Origin of the sequence: Lelliottia sp., assembly GCF_045627565.1 — a bacterium.
Taxonomy (GTDB): Bacteria; Pseudomonadota; Gammaproteobacteria; order Enterobacterales; family Enterobacteriaceae; genus Enterobacter.
The window spans coordinates 1-16,873 of record NZ_JAZQNX010000040.1 but is presented as its reverse complement, the minus strand read 5'-3'; the positions used below and the strand labels follow the sequence as shown (position 1 = coordinate 16,873).

Here is a 16,873-nt window from a genome sequence, read left to right as displayed (position 1 = left end):
TTATCTCGCTCTGTGAGAGGAGATGGTTATCTGCTTCTCTCTGTTATCTTGCTCTGAGAGAGGGGATAGTTTGCTCTTTCACGTTAACGCTCTTTCTGATGTTTTCTCCCTCTCCCTTTGGGAGAGGGCAGGGGTGAGGGAAAAAGACGGCTCCGGGCGGTTCCTTCTTTCTCTTTGGGGAGAAGGTGAGGATCAGGGATTCACACCGCCTCATCACGCCTCTGCGCGTTTGTACATTCTGCGCGGATGCCCAATCTTTCCGTAAAGCATTTCCACATTCAAAAAGCCCGCTTCGACACAGTGCTCCAGATAGCGCCGCGTCGTGGTTTTGCTCAAGCCGGTTTCGCTCACCACGTCGTCTACCGAAAAACAGTGCCCGGCCTGGTCGTTAAACAGCGTCTGTACCCGCGCCAGCGTCTTCTCCTCAATCCCTTTGCTGCCGTTATCCTGCCGGTAATTTTTGGCCTGAAGCTGGTAAAGCGAATCGACATTTTGCTGGTCAACAATCTTCCAGACGCGCTGTTGTTCGGCAAATTGCACAAAGCGTTCGAGCGACTGGCTGAGCCGTTTCCAGGAAACGGGCTTCAGAATGTAATCGAATGCACCGTTGCGTATCGCCAGACTACAGGTATCCATATCGCTGGCGGCGGTGATGAAAATGATGGAGCAATTCGCGGGCATCAGCAGGGGGTTGCTGATTAACGTAATGCCCTTACCGTCCGGCAAATAGTTATCCAGCAGAACCAACTGCGGCTGCAAGCGGGTGAGCTTGGCCTGCGCATCGGCGAGTGACGAGGCAATGCCCACCAGCCGCAGGCGCGGATGTTTACTAATCAGCTCGGCGTGAAGCTGTGCCAGTTCGTTCTCATCTTCAACAATCAATACGTCGATATGTTCATGTTGCATAGTCTGTATCTTCCAGTTCCTGAGCGGGGCGTCGAGCGATTCCCGTGGCGGGAATAAAGAGTGAGAAAATAGCGCCCCGAGGCGAGTTATCGGCAACTTCGATGGCGCCGCCAGCCTGGGTGACATAACTGTCGATCAGGTACAGGCCAATACCGTGATCGCCACGCGTTTTGGTGGTAATGCCGCGTTCAAATATTCGTTCGCGGATGTCCGGTTTAATGCCCACTCCCTGATCCGCTACCTCAATAATCAGCTCGCGCTCATTGAGTTTTATCAGCACTTCTACCGGCTCATGCGGGAGCGGCGCGCGCTGTGTGGCTTCGATAGCGTTATCCAGTAAATTACCAATAATGGAGATCAGTTCGGCTTCGTGAAGCGGGGCGAAAGGTTTCTCCATGCGACAGGCGGGATCGAAATTCAGCTCAACGCCTTTCTCGCGCGCCCGCGCGGATTTCCCGAGCAGCAGACCGCACAGCGTGGGTGAACTGAACCGCGAAGAGATAAAGTCCAGCAGCTCCTGCGCATGTTCCGATTGCGCCTGAATAAAGCCAATTGCCTCTTCATAACGGCCCATATGCAACATGCCGGAAAGCGTTGTCATGCGATTCAACTGCTCATGACGCATGATGCGCAGATTGTCGACATAACGTTTTACCTGACTCAGTTGGGCGCTGAGCGAGTCGATCTCATTGCGATCGCGAAAGGTGACCACCCAGCCCTGAAGTGAATCCTCCAGCATGATCCGCACCCGGCTGGCGATCACCGTGAGATCGTTAAAGTGGCAGATCTCATCGTGCGTGTCTTTCGCCAGCATCGTTTGCGGCGTGAAGAACGACACCGGGTTGATAACCTCGCTAATCAATTGCCCACGCAGTTCACGCGCCGGATGCTGTAAGCCCAGCAATTGACGCGCGGCCTGGTTGATCACTTCGATCCGCAAATGCGCGTCGATGGCGATCACCCCTTCGTAAATTGACTCCATCATCGCTTTTTGCTGGCGCACCAGCAGGCCAATTTCGCGCGGCTCGAGAGAAAAGATCTGCTTTTTTATGCTGCGGGTGAAATACCACGAGAAGATAAACAGGGCGATAAGCAGCAGCACGGCCGCGATAAGGATATTCACCACTTTGCTGACGGTAATGGTATCAAGATAGCTGGTGAGATAGCCCACCGAGACGATGCCCACGACCTGTCCGGCATCGTTGAAAACAGGCGCTTTGCTGCGCAGCGAAATCCCTAAACCACCTTTACGGATGGTGGTGATGTTTTTGCCCTGCAACACTTCGGCGTTGTCGCCGCCAACCAGGGTGGTCCCCACACGATCCTCAAAGGCAGAATGAAACAGGTGCCGACCGTTATTATCCCCAATCACAATAAAACTGGCGTCGCTGTGATCCGCTATTTGATGCATAAAAGCATGGATTGCTTTGATATCTTTTTCTTCAACCTCTTTACGCAAAGTAGGAATAAGCGCAATTTCTTCTGCTTGTATTTTCGCCCGAGTGCTCATTTCTTGATAAAGTTGTCTGCTGACGTCGATATAATAATATCCACCCAGCAATGCAAACAGCACTGAAAAGAAAGCCACCAGCGAAATAAATAACTTAATCTGAAACGAAACCTTCATAACTATCACGCGCGGTATTAACGGATTAGGTGAATATATCATCTTTTTTTTGACAGGATTAGGCTTTGCCCAAAACTTGTGATCCCTTGCACAGCGGTTATTGCAAAAGCATTTTAAGAATTAGACGAACGTTTAATATAAAACAAATAAATGTTATTCATTTGTTCATTCTGGAAAAGAAACCATTAAAACCACGGCAATAAATAAGTCATTAATCACATTCAATAAAAGAAACCATTAAAACCATAGAGGCCATTAAAACTTCGGTTTTAATATGCCGTTCCTCACATAAAGCCCGCGCTGACAACTTTAAGCTTAATGCACAAATAACCAAGAGGCTTAATGATGAGCACTACTGACGATTCTTTCTCTGTAACGCACGATCCGATAGATATTCAGCGGCCGACGCTCAAAGAGCGCTGGTGGCACATTATGGATACCTGGAAAGTGGGGATCATTCCGCTGCCGCTGTTTGTATTAGCTGGCGTGCTGATTGCTATCGACTGCCTGGGCGGCAAGCTGCCAAGCGACATTGTGGTGATGGTCGCGACACTCGCTTTCTTCGGCTTCGCCTGTGGCGAGTTCGGTAAGCGTCTGCCGATTGTTGGCAAGCTCGGCGCAGCGGCGATTTGCGCCACCTTCATCCCGTCGGCGATGGTCTACTACGGCCTGCTGCCTGATGTGGTCGTGGAGTCCACCACCAAGTTCTACAAATCCACCAACATTCTCTATCTGTATATCTGCTGCATTATTGTCGGCAGCATTATGAGTATGAACCGCACGGTGCTGATTCAGGGCTTCCTGCGCATTTTCTTCCCGATGCTGTGCGGCGAAATCGTCGGCATGCTTGTCGGAATGGGCGTGGGCATGGCCCTCGGTCTTGAACCGTTCCAGATCTTCTTCTTTATTATTCTGCCGATTATGGCAGGCGGCGTCGGTGAGGGCGCAATACCGCTTTCGATCGGATACGCCACGTTGCTGCATATGGATCAGGGCGTCGCGCTCGGTCGCGTACTGCCGATGGTCATGCTTGGTGGCTTAACCGCCATTATCATCTCCGGCTGCCTGAACCAGCTTGGTAAACGCTACCCGCATCTGACCGGCGAAGGCCAACTGATGCCAAACCGTGCTAATGCTGATGCGACGGCTTCCCAACCGGCGTTCTCCGGTAAAGCGGACGTGACCACGATTGCCTCCGGCGCATTGCTGGCCGTGCTGCTCTACATGCTGGGTATGCTTGGTCACAAGTTGATTGGCCTGCCAGCCCCGGTCGGCATGCTGTTTATGGCCGTGCTGGTCAAACTGTGCAACGGCGCGTCTCCGCGTCTGCTGGAAGGCTCGCAGGTGGTTTACAAATTCTTCCAGACCTCCGTTACCTATCCGATTCTGTTCGCCGTTGGCGTGGCGATTACGCCGTGGCAGGAACTGGTCAACGCGTTCACCGTCAGCAACCTGCTGGTGATTATCAGCACCGTCTCTGCGCTGGTGGCTACCGGGTTCTTCGTCGGTAAAAAGATTGGTATGCACCCGATTGATGTCGCCATCGTCTCTTGCTGTCAGAGCGGACAGGGCGGAACGGGCGACGTGGCAATCCTGACCGCAGGTAACCGCATGAGCCTGATGCCATTCGCTCAGATTGCGACGCGTATTGGCGGGGCGATCAACGTCTCTATCTCGCTGCTGATTCTGGGCAACTTCCTCGTTTAAGTTTTCAGGAAAGAACAATGAAACTCGCAAGCTTTATTTATAAAGGTCAACGCAGCTACGGCATCGTGAAGGCCGACGGTGTGGTGAATTTAGGTCGCCGTTTGGGTGACCGCTACAGCGACCTTAAAGCGCTGTTGCAGGGTAACGGTATGGCAGAAGCCACGCGTTATCTCAACGATGCCGTTGACGTGCCGTTGGACGCAATCACCTTTTTACCGGTGATTGAGCATCCAGAGAAAATCCTTTGCGTGGGCATGAACTACGCCGAGAAACGCCAGGAGTTCGATCAGCATAACCCGGCTCCTACGCTGTTTGTCCGCTTCCCGGATTCTCAGACCGGACATAACTCTCCGGTGCTGAAACCGCGTCACTCCAGTGAGTTCGATTACGAAGGCGAACTGGCGGTGATCATTGGTAAAGGCGGGGAAAACATCAGCAGGGATGACGCTCTGCGCCATGTGGCGGGTTACAGCTGTTACATGGATGGCTCTGCGCGTGACTGGCAGCATACCTGGTTTACGGCAGGCAAAAACTGGCGACAAACCGGCGCGTTTGGTCCGTGGATGGCGACTGCCGATGAAATCCCCGATCCGCACCAGCTGGCGATCCGCACCTGGCTGAACGGCCGCATGGTGCAGGAAGACAACACCAGCAGCATGATTCACAAGGTCGCGGAGCTGATCGAATACATCAGCACCTTTACCCGCTTAAGCCCGGGCGATGTGATCATCACCGGATCGCCAGGCGGCGTGGGTAAAAAACGCAATCCGCCGCTGTTCATGCAAGAGGGCGATCGCATTGAAGTGGAGATCGAAAATATCGGTCATCTGAGCAATGTGATCATGGAAGCGCCAGCGCAGTTGCTGACGGCTGCGCACTAGGTAAGAGGCCATGGACAGACACTCCGCCATCGATTTCCGCCTGACCGACGTGGCGAAACACCCGGAACGCTTAAGCCAGATTCGCTATCTGCTGGCGGACAGCGGCCTGGGGCTGGACAACGACATCACCCTGTTTGTGGAGGCGTGGTCCGGTACACAACTGGTGGGATGCGCGGGGCTAGCCGCAAACGTCATCAAATGCGTGGCCGTTGATGAGCAACTGCGTGGCGCGAATTTGAGCGCGCGCCTGCTGGCTGAAGTGGAGAATGCCGCGCTCGTGCGCGGCCATTTCCACCTCTTTTTGTGTACGCGTCCGTGCAACAAAGAGCGTTTTGCCCGCAGTGGTTTCTGGCCGATTGCCCAAAGCGGTAATAACGCGGTCCTGCTGGAAAATACCCCGCAGGGGATTGAGCGTTACTGCCGTTCGCTTGCTGCTCAGCGCAAGTGTGGCGAGAAGATTGGCGCGATTGTAATGAACGCCAATCCGTTCACCCTTGGACATCGTCATCTGGTGGAGCAGGCGGCTCAGCAGTGCGACTGGCTGCATCTGTTTGTGGTGCGCGAAGACGCGTCATTCTTCTCGTTCCGCGATCGTCTGGACATGGTGCGCGCAGGCGTGGCGCATCTGTCGAACGTATCCGTTCATGAAGGGTCGCAATACATCATTTCGCGCGCCACCTTCCCGGCCTATTTCCTCAAAGAGAGTGGCAAAGTGCAGCAGGCGTGGAGCGAAATCGACGTGCTGATTTTCCGTGATTTTATCGCGCCCGCACTGGGGATTACCCATCGGTTTATCGGATCAGAACCGTTTTGCGATATCACCCGCCAGTACAACCAGACGCTGCACCAGCTGCTCGCTCCGCAGATTGAGGTGGTGGAAATGCCGCGCATTAAGGCTACCGGAAATGCTATTTCGGCATCGGAAGTGCGCCGTTTACTCAAGACACAGCAGTTTTCCCGCATACGGGAGATTGTCCCGGAGTCCACTTTCGCGCATCTCGAAGCGCACTACAGCGCACGCACGGAAGTCGCATAACTATCAGGAATTTATCATGAAAATTGTAAGGGAGGCGCTGGCCGGAACGCAGGAGTCCAGCGACCTGATGGTGAAAATCGCCCCCGCCGACGGCGAGCTGGAGATTGTCATCCACAGTGAAGTGATTAAGCAGTTTGGCGATCAGATTCGCCAGGTGGTCAATGAAACGCTGCACGCGCTGGAGGTGCGTCAAGGTTTGATCATCGTTGAGGATAAAGGGGCGCTCGACTGTGTGATTCGCGCCCGCCTGCAAAGCGCGGTTCTGCGCGCTGCTGAAGAGCAGCCTATCGACTGGAGCAAAATGTCATGAACAAACTCCGTCGCAGTATGCTGTTCCTGCCTGGCGCGAACGCCGCCATGCTTTCGACCGCATTTATCTATCGCCCCGATTCCATCATGTTTGACCTCGAGGACGCCGTCGCCCTACGCGAGAAAGATACCGCGCGTCTGCTGGTGTTCCACGCTCTGCAGCATCCGATGTATCGGGATATCGAAACCGTGGTGCGCATTAACCCGCTGAGCACGCCGTTTGGTCTGCTGGACCTTGAAGCCGCCGTCCAGGGAGGCGCGGACGTGATCCGTCTGCCAAAAACCGATACGCCGGAAGATATCCACGAACTGGAAGGCCATCTGGAGCGCATCGAACGCGAGTGTGGTCGAGAAGTGGGCTCCACCCGCGTGATGGCAGCGATTGAGTCGGCGATTGGCGTTATCAACGCCGTGGCAATTGCCCGCAGCACCCCGCGCCTGATCGGCATCGCGCTGGCGGGTTTTGATTATGTGATGGATATGCAAACCGAACGCGGCGACGGTACCGAGCTCTTTTACGCTCGCTGCGCCGTGCTGCATGCCGCACGCGCGGCAGGTATCGACGCATTTGACGTAGTGTGGTCAGACGTCAACGACGAAGCCGGATTCCTGCGCGAAGTCGAACTGATCCGCAAGATGGGCTTTAACGGCAAATCACTGATCAACCCGCGCCAGATCGATCTGCTGCATAACGCTTACGCGCCAACCCAGCAGGAAGTGGATCACGCTATGCGAGTGATCGAAGCGGCAGAAGAGGGCGCGCGCAACGGCCTGGGCGTCGTGTCGCTCAACGGCAAAATGGTGGATGCCCCGATTATTGATCATGCCCAGAGAGTGCTGGAACGTGCAGCGGCCTCCGGCGTGCGTCGCTAAGGATGACAAATGAATCAGACTGAACTTCTCCATGTGAATTTCCCCCATCTCAGGGGCTTAACACCGTTTGATACGGCCCACAGCGCAACACCCTGGCTGGCTGATATCGAAGCAAAGTATCAGCGTAAGCTGTGCGATTCCGTAGAGGACGCGGTGAAACGCTGCGGATTGCAGGACGGGATGACGATTTCGTTCCATCATGCGTTTCGCGAAGGCGATCGGGTGATCAATAGCGTGGTCGCGCTGCTGGCAAAAATGGGCTTTAAAAATCTCACTTTGGCCTCCAGCTCCTTGATGACTTGCAACGATGCGCTGATCGAGCACATCGAAAGCGGCGTGATTACCCGTATTTACACCTCCGGAATGCGCGGCAAACTGGCGGATGCCATTTCTCACGGGCTGATGGACGAGCCGGTGCAAATCCACTCTCACGGCGGGCGCGTGAAGCTGCTGCAGGACGGTGAGCTGAACATCGACGTGGCGTTTCTAGGCGTGCCGTGCAGCGATGAGTTTGGCAATGCCAATGGCACGCACGGGAAATCCAGCTGCGGATCGCTGGGCTATGCGATGGTTGATGCGCAGTTTGCCCGCAACGTGGTGCTGCTCACCGAAGAGATCGTACCGTTCCCGAACATGCCCGCCAGCATTGTGCAGGATCGGGTGGATTATATCGTGCAGGTCGACAGCGTCGGCGACCCGGCGAAAATCAGCGTCGGCGCAGCGCGCGTCACCAGCAACCCGCGCGAGCTGATGATCGCCCGCTTTGCGGCGGACGTGATTGAACACTCGGGTTATTTCAAACCCGGCTTCTCGATGCAGACCGGTTCGGGCGCAGCGGCGACCGCCTGCACGCGCTTTATGGGCGAGAAAATGGAACGCAGCGGCGTGACCGCGCGTTTTGCGCTGGGCGGCATTACCGGCAGCCTGGTCGATCTGCATGAGAAAGGGTTAATTGAAACGCTGCTCGATACCCAGTGCTTTGACGGTCAGGCGGCGGCTTCGCTGGCGCGTAACCCGAATCACGTGGAGATTTCGACAAACGTTTATGCCAATCCGGGCAGCAAAGCGGCAAGCTGCGATCAGCTCGACGTGGTGATTTTAAGCGCGTTGGAAATCGACACGGATTTCAACGTGAACGTGATTACCGGTTCAGACGGGGTGATGCGCGGGGCGTCTGGCGGGCACTGTGACGTGGCCGCTGCGGCAAATCTCACGATTGTTGTTGCGCCGCTTTTGCGCAGCCGCATTCCAACGGTCGTCAAACGCGTCACCACGCGCCTAACGCCGGGCGAGAGCATTGACGTCCTGGTGACGGACCACGGCATCGCGGTGAATCCGGCGCGCCCGGAAATCCGCGAACGGCTGGAAGCCGCCGGACTGAAAATCGTTGATATCGAAGCGCTCTACGCGCGGGCGATCTCGTTGACCGGCGAACCGAAACCGATCGAATTTACCGACAAAATCGTCGGCGTGATCCGCTACCGTGACGGCAGCGTGATCGACACCGTCCGACAGGTGAAGGAGTGACATCATGACGATAGCGACACCCGTGCGTGCGGGTGTCGGCCTCGAAGCGCTGCTGGCGGCAAAAGAAAACCGCGCAGCGCGACAGGCTGACTGGCTCACGCACTACCAACAACCGGTCATTTCCCTCACGTTAGTTACGCCGGGGGAAGTGAAAGACAGCCTGCGCTATCGCAACAGCATGGGCGTGGCGTTGCAGATGTGCGATCAGCTGCTGTGGGAACACCGCTGGCAGGTGCTTGACCGCCAGGTGCTGTGGCTGTCTACCGGGCCAGAAGCGCTGTGGTGCGTGGCCCATCAGGCCCCGGAAATCAAAGCCCACTGCACGGAACTGGAGCAGAGTCACCCGCTCGGCCGGCTCTGGGATATTGATGTGATTTGCCCGACGGATGGGCATGTCGGACGGCAATCGCTGGGGTCGCATATGCGTCGCTGTCTGATCTGCGATGAACCGGCGCACGCCTGTTCACGTTCGCGTCAGCATCCGGTTGAACAAGTGGTGGCTCGCGTGGAGAAGATGATTGATGACTGGTTTGCTCGCGACTAAACCGCGCTGCGTTAGCGTGCCGGAGCTCGCCGAAGAGGCGCTGTGGCACGAACTTGAGTTAACGCCCAAGCCCGGACTGGTGGATAAGTTCAATAACGGCGCGCATCGCGATATGGACCACGCGCTGTTTGTCCGCAGTATCAAAGCGATTGCCCCCTGGTTTGTGCGCTTTGCAGAACTGGGGAGTGAACATGCGGATAAAGCCGCAGCGGAGCAGCTGCGGCTGATTCGCCCAATGGGCATCGCGTGCGAGCAGGCGATGTACGCTGCAACGGACGGGGTGAATACACATAAAGGCGGGATTTTCTCGTTGGGTTTACTCTGTTTCACTGCCGGACGCGTGCAAAATGCGACGGCCGACACGCTGTGCTGTGAGATCCGTAACATTTGCCGTGGGCTGGTTGAGCGTGAACTCGCGGGCCGCAGCGGTATGTCGACGGCAGGCGAGCGGCAGTATCAGCAGTTTGGTCTGACCGGCGCGCGCGGCGAAGCGGAGAGCGGTTTCGCAACGGTGCGCAATGTGTTGATGCAGTGGCAGGGCGGCCCGCTTCACGATCTGCTTTTGCGCCTGATGGCGGTGAATCAGGATAGCAATCTGGTGTCGCGCGGCGGAATGGACGGACTGCGTTATGTGCAGAATTATGCACGGAATTTACTGACCCACGGTTGGGATCGCGAGGCGCTGATCGAGATGGATCAGGCATTCATTGCGCGGAATTTGAGTCCAGGTGGCAGTGCGGATTTACTGTCGGTGGGATGGGTTTTAGGAACACTGTCCCTCTCCTGTTAAGGAGAGGGATTTGAGCACGTTTAGTGCGCGATAGGCTGTGCACCAGTCGGAACGCGAACGTGTTTGTACTTGAACAAAGCAATGAAGGCAAAGAACAGTACCAGCGAGTAAGCCGCGAAGATCAACCACACTGGCTGCCAGTCGGTAATGCCGTTAGTGGTGTAGGCTTCAACCACTTTTCCGCTCACCACGCCGCCGAGAATACAGCCGAAACCGTTGGTCATCATCAGGAACATACCCTGAGCACTGGCGCGGATTTCAGGCTTCACTTCTTTTTCGACAAACACCGAACCCGAGATATTGAAGAAGTCGAAGGCGCAACCGTAAACAATCATCGACAGAACCAGCAGCACGGTACCGAATGCGCTTGGGTCGCCGTAGGCGAACAGACCGAAGCGCAGCATCCATGCCGCGATACTGATCAGCATGACGTTCTTGATGCCGTAACGGCTCAGGAAGAACGGAATGGTCAGGATGAACAGGGTTTCAGAAATCTGCGAAATCGACATCATCACCGAGGCGTGTTCAACGATAAAACTGCCTGAGAACAGCGGATTGTTATCGAAGCTGTGCAGGAAGGTGTTGCCGAACATGTTGGTGATTTGCAGCTCTGCGCCCAACAGCATGGAGAAGATAAAGAAGACCGCCATGCGTTTGTTTTTGAACAGCGCGAACGCGTCCAGACCGAGCATTGAGCTCCAGCTCTGCTGTTTCTGCTGGTTCGAAACCGGGACATGAGGCAGCGTCAGGGTAAACAGCGCCAGCACCAAAGACAGCGCAGCACCGATGTAAAGCTGCATATGGCTCAGTTCAAAGCCTGCAAAGCTCACGCCCCACATCGCCATGATAAAGCCGATAGTGCCCCAGATACGGATTGGTGGGAAATCCGTCACGATATCCATGCCCGCAGATTTAATGCGGTGGTAGGAAATGGTGTTGATCAAGCCAAGCGTTGGCATGTAGGCCAGCGAGTTGAGCAAGATAACCATAAACATCGCGCCTGGCGTGGTGACGCCGGCCGCCATAAACAGCGTACCAGCACCGACCAGATGGCAAATCGCATAGAGCCATTTGGCGCTGATCCATTTATCCGCCACGATGCCCAATAGCGTTGGCATGAATACCGCCGCAATACCGAGCGAGCTGTAAACCGCACCAATAGACGCACCATCAAACTTCAGCGTCACAAACATGTAGGAGCCAAGCGTGGTTAGCCAGCTCCCCCACAGACAGAACTGCAGAAACGACAATATTTTAAGCTGCAGCTTAAGGTTCATGTTACTTTCCTCACAATTGAGCGGGAGATATGTTGTTTTGTAAACATTCAGGGGTTTAATTTGATGCAATTCTATCAGCAGGGAACAATATGTTTTGTTACCTCCCGCAAAAAAATGCAATCCACATTAATTTGCAGTTTGGATTGTGATGCAAATAACGTTTTCGTATGGATGGGGTTGGATGAGTGCGGTCTGATGCCCTCACTTTGGCCCTCTCCCGCTGGGAGAGGGATTAGGACGCCCTCTCTCGGGGAGTCAGGACACCCACTCGCACAGGGCAAGGGAATCAGGACGCCCTCTCCCAGCGGAAGAGGGCGAGGTCAGGAAACTACCGGCGGCGGTAGTTTTTTTGCGCGGTATTCACTTTGTACAGATAACGGCGGGATTCCCCTGACGGATGACGCGTGGTCAGCGTCTGGTAAACATCGCCCGGTGCCATGCTGTTAATGATGTTCGCGGCCTGCACTTTGTCGCTTGAGAACACGCGCAACACGCTGCCCGCGCCGCCGTTGTAGGCGGTAATCACTGCGTAACGACGTGAGGTTGGGTTAACAATTCCGCCCAGATAGACATTGTTTAGCATCGCCAGATAGGCGGTCCCGGTATCAATGTTGCTCTGCGGATCGAACAAATAGCTGCGGCTCGGCGTGCCGGATTTCCCCTGCGAGCGGAACACGTCTTTCCCCGCGCTATGCTGAACAACCTGCATGAGCCCTAACGCGTCGGAACGACTAACGGCATACGGGTTGAAGGAGGATTCGGTTTGCATAATCGCCAGGATTAAGGATTCATCAACGCCATATTTCCGCGAAGCCTGACGTACCATGCCCACGTATTTATGCGCACGTTTGTCGAGGTGGTTCGGCACCAGATTGATGGTGACGCTGTAGATGATTTTCAGGCCATTGGTGCGGCTTTTGAGGCGTGTTTGCAGCAGATAATCCGCAAATGTGGTCGCGCGACCTTCCCAACGAATGGGCTGGCCAGTCTGATCAACGACCTGACCGTACAGGTACGGTTCTTTGGAGATAGTCACATCGTCGGCGTCTGAATAGAGGTCAATTGAGCCAGGATCGTCACCCATCAGCAGGGTTTTCACGATCGCCTGACGCAAATGCGCTGCCGGTTCAGTCCCCGCGATGGTTTCGATGGTGATCGTGCCGTCATCAAAGTTGATGTGGCTACGGGTCTGGTAAGCGTCGGTATATTTAACGTAGTCCTTGGGTCCCGCGATCAGGACTTCGTTAAAACCCCAAATGTTTTCGATGTTATGGGCAAACTGCCCCATCAGAATGTCAAAACCGTTCGTGTCCTTTACCCAGGCTTCGTTATAGCTATCGCCTTTTTTACTGGAACAAGACACAAGCAACGGCGCAACAAGGGCTAGCGCTAATAATTTTTTCATCATTCCGGGACTGCGTGTTGTGTTTGCTTTAACGGCGGGGTTGTCCCCGCACGCTGTTATTTTTCTGGCGGCGTGTAGCCTTCGATGTGGACGTCTTTCCCTTCGAACAAGAAGTTCACCATTTCTGCTTCAAGCAGTTTGCGATGATCCGGGTTCATCATCGTGAGTTTTTTCTCGTTGATGAGCATGGTCTGTTTCTGCTGCCACTGCGCCCAGGCTTCTTTAGAGATCTCGTTAAAGATACGTTTTCCCAAATCGCCCGGATAAAGCTGAAAGTCTTGCCCTTCGGCGTCGCGCTGCAGATAGGTACAAAAAATTGTTCTGGCCATACTCATTCCTCTTGATGTTACCAAAGCTAAACCACTGCTCCGGCACGTAATTGTTGTAACAGGCGCTCCACCGGAGCGGCCAGCCCGACTGATGGCGGTTGCGCTAAGTTATACCAGAGACCCGTTCCTTCATCCATGCATGAGGTGAATGAGGACACGGGAAGCCACATTGGCACAATATCTAAATGGAAATGGCTAAACGTGTGGCGAAATGCAGTCAGTTGCGTGAGATTATCGGCGCCGATTCCACGATCTGCCAGCCACTGACGCAGCCCTTCTTCGGATTCGAACTGCGGGAAACAGAATAATCCGCCCCACAAACCGCTCGGCGGACGCTGGGCGAGATACACTTCATCACTGTGCTGCATCAGCAACATATACCCGGTGCGTTCCGGAATTGTCTGCTTGGGCTTTTTACCCGGATATTGCGCCCATGAATGATTCGCATAGGCCACGCAGAGATTATTAACCGGACAAAGCTCGCACTTCGGTTTTGAGCGCGTGCACACGATAGCGCCCAAATCCATCATCGCCTGGTTAAAACGCTCAACGCCTTTCGCCGGGGTGACGGCTTCGCTGATTTCCCATAAACGCTTTTCGACCTCTTTTTTACCCGGCCAGCCATCCACCGCATAACAGCGGGCCAGCACGCGTTTCACGTTGCCGTCGAGAATCGGAAAATGTTTGCCCAGGGAAAGGGACAACACCGCGCCTGCGGTGGAACGCCCAACGCCAGGCAGCGCAGCGACGTCTTCGTAAGTTTCGGGAAACTTGCCGTGATGAACCGTTGCGACCTGCTGCGCGGCTTTGTGCAGATTGCGCGCGCGGGCGTAATAACCGAGTCCCGTCCACAGGTGCAGCACTTCGTCTAAGGGCGCATTGGCGAGATCGGTGATGGTCGGGAAGCGCGTCATAAAGCGCTCAAAATAAGGAATAACCGTCGCGACCTGCGTTTGTTGCAACATCACCTCAGAGAGCCATACTTTGTACGGTGTTTTTTCAATTTGCCAGGGCAGGGTTTTACGCCCGTATTTGTCGTACCAGTCCAGCACCTGGGCTGAAAATTGAGAGGCATGCATGGTCATGGATTCACCTTATTTGGGACGCAGATTGCAGCACAGCGCCCTTCGGCTGTAAACCGGATCTTTCCCATGCTTGCATACAAGGCTTAACTTTGGATAATGCCCGTTTCCCGAACACTCTCACAAGCAGACTACTCTTTTATGAAAAATGACGTCATTTCACCGGAATTTGATGAAAACGGTCGCCCGCTGCGCCGTATTCGCAGCTTTGTCCGCCGTCAAGGGCGCCTGACGAAAGGGCAGCAGCACGCGCTGGATAACTACTGGCCGGTGATGGGCGTTGAGTTCAGCGAACAGCCTGTCGACTTCGCCGAGCTGTTTGGTCGCAATGGACCGATCACGCTGGAGATTGGTTTTGGTATGGGCACGTCGCTGGTAACCATGGCGAAAGCACGTCCGGAGCAAAACTTCCTGGGTATTGAGGTTCACTCCCCAGGGGTGGGCGCGTGCCTGGCAACGGCGCATGAAGAGGGCATCGAGAACCTGCGCGTAATGTGCCACGACGCGGTTGAAGTGCTGCACAAAATGATTCCTGACAATTCTTTGAACATGGTTCAGCTCTTTTTCCCTGACCCATGGCACAAAGCACGTCATAATAAACGCCGCATCGTTCAGGCAGAGTTTGCTGAGCTTGTGAAAAGTAAGCTAAAACTCGGCGGCGTCTTCCACATGGCGACCGACTGGGAGCCGTATGCGGAACATATGCTGGAAGTGATGTCGTCTCTGGATGGGTACAAAAACCTGTCTGAGAATAACGATTATGTACCGCGCCCGGATTCACGTCCGGTGACGAAATTTGAACAGCGTGGCCATCGTCTTGGTCACGGTGTATGGGACTTAATGTTCGAGAGGGTGAAATAATGGTAAACCGTAGCCGTCGTCTGCGTAAAAAGATGCACATCGAAGAATTCCAGGAAGTGGGTTTTTCTGTCGCGTGGCGTTTCCCGGAAGGCACCAGTGTAGAAACGATTGATAAGGAAGTTGACGCCTTTATCGATGAAGTCATCGAGCCAAATAAACTGGCGTTTGATGGCAGTGGCTACCTGTCGTGGGAAGGGCTGATCTGCAAGCAAGAAATCGGTAAATGCACCGAAGAACAGCAAGCACTTGTACGTAAATGGCTGGAAGACCGCAAATTCGAAGAGGTACGCGTCAGCGAACTTTTCGATATTTGGTGGGACTAACTAGCAAAGGGCCGGCAAATGCCGGCCCGTTTTGTCTTGAGGGATTGATATGATGCACAAAACGCTGCTGGCTGTGGCACTGATGACAACCGCGTTGACGGCGCATGCGGAATACAAATGTGAAGTCACACCGCGCGACGATGTGATCCTGAATCCGCAAACCGTCCAGGTGAAAGGTGAAAACGGCAATCTGGTCATCACGCCTGATGGCAATGTGATGTTTAACGGCAAACAATATACCCTGAGCGCGGCACAGCGCGAGCAGGCAAAAGATTATCAGGCCGATCTCCGCGCCGCGCTTCCGTGGATTGACGAAGGTGCGCTAACCCGCGTAGAGAAAGGCCGCGTGGCGCTGGATAAGATCATCGCTAAAGAAGTGGGTGAGAACAGCAATATGCGCTCTCGCCTGACCAAGCTGGACGCGCAGCTGAAAGAACAGATGAACCGCATTCTTGAGCATCGTACCGACGGCCTGACGTTCCATTACAAGGCTATCGATCAGGTGCGTGCCGACGGCCAAAACCTGGTGAATCAGGCGATGGGCGGCATCCTGCAGGACAGCATTAATGAGATGGGTGCGAAAGCCGTTCTGAAAGGCGGTGGCAATCCGCTTCAGGGCGTTTTAGGTAGCCTGGGCGGTCTGCAAACCTCGATTCAAAATGAGTGGAAAAATCAGGAAGCTGATTTCCAGAAGTTTGGCAAAGACGTGTGCAAACGCGTGGTGTCGCTGGAAGATAGCCGCAAAGCGCTGGTGGGATCGCTGAAGTAGGGTCTCTGCGCGCTGGGCCCCTCACCCTAACCCTCTCCCCATAGGGACGAGGGGATGGTTTGCTCTCTCTCCCCATAGGGACGAGGGGATGGTTTGCTCCCTCTCCCCATAGAGGCGAGGGGATGGTTTGCTCCCTCTCCCTATAGGGGCGAGGGGATGGTTTGCTCCCTCTCCCCATAGAGGCGAGGGGATGGTTTGCTCCCTCTCCCCATAGGGACGAGGGGATGGTTTGCTCCCTCTCCCCATAGGGGCGAGGGGATGGTTTGCTCCCTCTCCCTATAGGGGCGAGGGGATGGTTTGCTCCCTCTCCCCATAGGGGCGAGGGGATGGTTTGCTCCCTCTCCCTATGGGGGCGAGGGGATGGTTTGCTCCCTCTCCCTATGGGGGCGAGGGGATGGTTTGCTCCCTCTCCCTATGGGGGCGAGGGGATGATTTGCTCCCTCTCCCCATAGGGGCGAGGGGATGGTTTGCTCCCTCTCCCTTTCAGGGAGAGGGCCGGGGTGAGCAGCTGTGTTCAAAGTCAACGGCTGACTGCTATTCTGCCACCCATTTTTTATTGTCCCGCACCATCGCATTCAGGATTGTCACCAGCTTCCTGACACAGGCCGTCATCGCCACCTTAAACGC

17 protein-coding genes are annotated in these 16,873 nt (G+C 54.9%); 11 read left to right on the top strand and 6 right to left on the bottom strand.

Annotated features, from left to right (window positions below; translation table 11 throughout):
* Positions 1-213: 213 nt before the first annotated feature.
* Both ACKI5T_RS19200 and ACKI5T_RS19195 read right to left on the bottom strand, forming a co-directional pair.
* The gene (locus ACKI5T_RS19200; protein ID WP_407439481.1) at positions 214-906 is read right to left on the bottom strand and encodes a response regulator; all 693 of its coding nucleotides are present in this window, start codon (positions 904-906) and stop codon (positions 214-216) included.
* Complete coding sequence (locus tag ACKI5T_RS19195) at positions 896-2,533, bottom strand: ATP-binding protein (RefSeq protein ID WP_407439479.1); 1,638 nt, start codon at positions 2,531-2,533, stop codon at positions 896-898. The genes ACKI5T_RS19200 and ACKI5T_RS19195 overlap by 11 nt, the downstream gene beginning before the upstream one ends.
* A 345-nt stretch (positions 2,534-2,878) precedes the next feature.
* Between ACKI5T_RS19195 and ACKI5T_RS19190 the strand changes: the two genes are divergently transcribed.
* The 8 genes from ACKI5T_RS19190 to citG are packed head-to-tail and all read left to right on the top strand — an operon-like array spanning position 2,879 to position 10,200.
* Positions 2,879-4,240: a 2-hydroxycarboxylate transporter family protein gene (locus ACKI5T_RS19190; protein ID WP_041689518.1), complete on the top strand. Its 1,362-nt coding sequence runs from the start codon at positions 2,879-2,881 to the stop codon at positions 4,238-4,240.
* Between the two features lie 17 nt (positions 4,241-4,257).
* A complete protein-coding gene (locus ACKI5T_RS19185) occupies positions 4,258-5,121 on the top strand; it encodes a fumarylacetoacetate hydrolase family protein (protein WP_186752198.1) in 864 nt (287 codons plus the stop codon).
* Between the two features lie 10 nt (positions 5,122-5,131).
* The gene (citC, locus tag ACKI5T_RS19180) at positions 5,132-6,157 is read left to right on the top strand and encodes a [citrate (pro-3S)-lyase] ligase (protein WP_407439477.1); all 1,026 of its coding nucleotides are present in this window, start codon (positions 5,132-5,134) and stop codon (positions 6,155-6,157) included.
* Between the two features lie 16 nt (positions 6,158-6,173).
* Complete coding sequence (citD, locus tag ACKI5T_RS19175; RefSeq protein ID WP_235134035.1) at positions 6,174-6,467, top strand: citrate lyase acyl carrier protein; 294 nt, start codon at positions 6,174-6,176, stop codon at positions 6,465-6,467.
* The gene (gene citE, locus ACKI5T_RS19170) at positions 6,464-7,339 is read left to right on the top strand and encodes a citrate (pro-3S)-lyase subunit beta (protein WP_133631378.1); all 876 of its coding nucleotides are present in this window, start codon (positions 6,464-6,466) and stop codon (positions 7,337-7,339) included. Before citD ends, citE begins: the two co-directional genes overlap by 4 nt.
* Positions 7,340-7,348: 9 nt before the next feature.
* A complete protein-coding gene (gene citF, locus ACKI5T_RS19165) occupies positions 7,349-8,866 on the top strand; it encodes a citrate lyase subunit alpha (RefSeq protein ID WP_407439475.1) in 1,518 nt (505 codons plus the stop codon).
* Positions 8,867-8,870: 4 nt separating this feature from the next.
* Positions 8,871-9,410 (top strand): citrate lyase holo-[acyl-carrier protein] synthase, encoded by a 540-nt coding sequence (gene citX / locus ACKI5T_RS19160; protein WP_407439474.1) that lies wholly within the window; start codon positions 8,871-8,873, stop codon positions 9,408-9,410.
* Positions 9,388-10,200: a triphosphoribosyl-dephospho-CoA synthase CitG gene (gene citG, locus ACKI5T_RS19155; RefSeq protein ID WP_407439473.1), complete on the top strand. Its 813-nt coding sequence runs from the start codon at positions 9,388-9,390 to the stop codon at positions 10,198-10,200. Before citX ends, citG begins: the two co-directional genes overlap by 23 nt.
* A gap of 20 nt (positions 10,201-10,220) precedes the next feature.
* On the opposite strand, the gene ACKI5T_RS19150 is transcribed toward citG, so the two are convergent.
* From ACKI5T_RS19150 to mutY, 4 genes are all read right to left on the bottom strand, one after another.
* Entirely contained in the window at positions 10,221-11,477 is a 1,257-nt protein-coding gene (locus ACKI5T_RS19150; protein WP_407439472.1) for a nucleoside permease, read from the bottom strand.
* A 328-nt stretch (positions 11,478-11,805) separates the two neighbouring features.
* Positions 11,806-12,882 (bottom strand): membrane-bound lytic murein transglycosylase MltC, encoded by a 1,077-nt coding sequence (gene mltC, locus ACKI5T_RS19145; protein WP_407439610.1) that lies wholly within the window; start codon positions 12,880-12,882, stop codon positions 11,806-11,808.
* Between the two features lie 56 nt (positions 12,883-12,938).
* Positions 12,939-13,211, bottom strand: a complete 273-nt coding sequence (locus tag ACKI5T_RS19140) for an oxidative damage protection protein (protein ID WP_059177561.1) — start codon at positions 13,209-13,211, stop codon at positions 12,939-12,941.
* Between the two features lie 26 nt (positions 13,212-13,237).
* Positions 13,238-14,290: an A/G-specific adenine glycosylase gene (gene mutY / locus ACKI5T_RS19135; RefSeq protein ID WP_407439608.1), complete on the bottom strand. Its 1,053-nt coding sequence runs from the start codon at positions 14,288-14,290 to the stop codon at positions 13,238-13,240.
* A 144-nt stretch (positions 14,291-14,434) separates the two neighbouring features.
* On the opposite strand from mutY, the gene trmB reads away from it, so the two are divergent.
* From trmB to ACKI5T_RS19120, 3 genes are read left to right on the top strand one after another with little or no spacing between them, the layout of a single operon-like run.
* Entirely contained in the window at positions 14,435-15,154 is a 720-nt protein-coding gene (gene trmB / locus ACKI5T_RS19130; protein ID WP_059177563.1) for a tRNA (guanosine(46)-N7)-methyltransferase TrmB, read from the top strand.
* Positions 15,151-15,477, top strand: a complete 327-nt coding sequence (locus ACKI5T_RS19125; RefSeq protein ID WP_133631614.1) for a YggL family protein — start codon at positions 15,151-15,153, stop codon at positions 15,475-15,477. Before trmB ends, ACKI5T_RS19125 begins: the two co-directional genes overlap by 4 nt.
* 49 nt (positions 15,478-15,526) lie before the next feature.
* A complete protein-coding gene (locus tag ACKI5T_RS19120; protein WP_015960353.1) occupies positions 15,527-16,246 on the top strand; it encodes a DUF2884 domain-containing protein in 720 nt (239 codons plus the stop codon).
* Positions 16,247-16,873 lie beyond the last annotated feature (627 nt).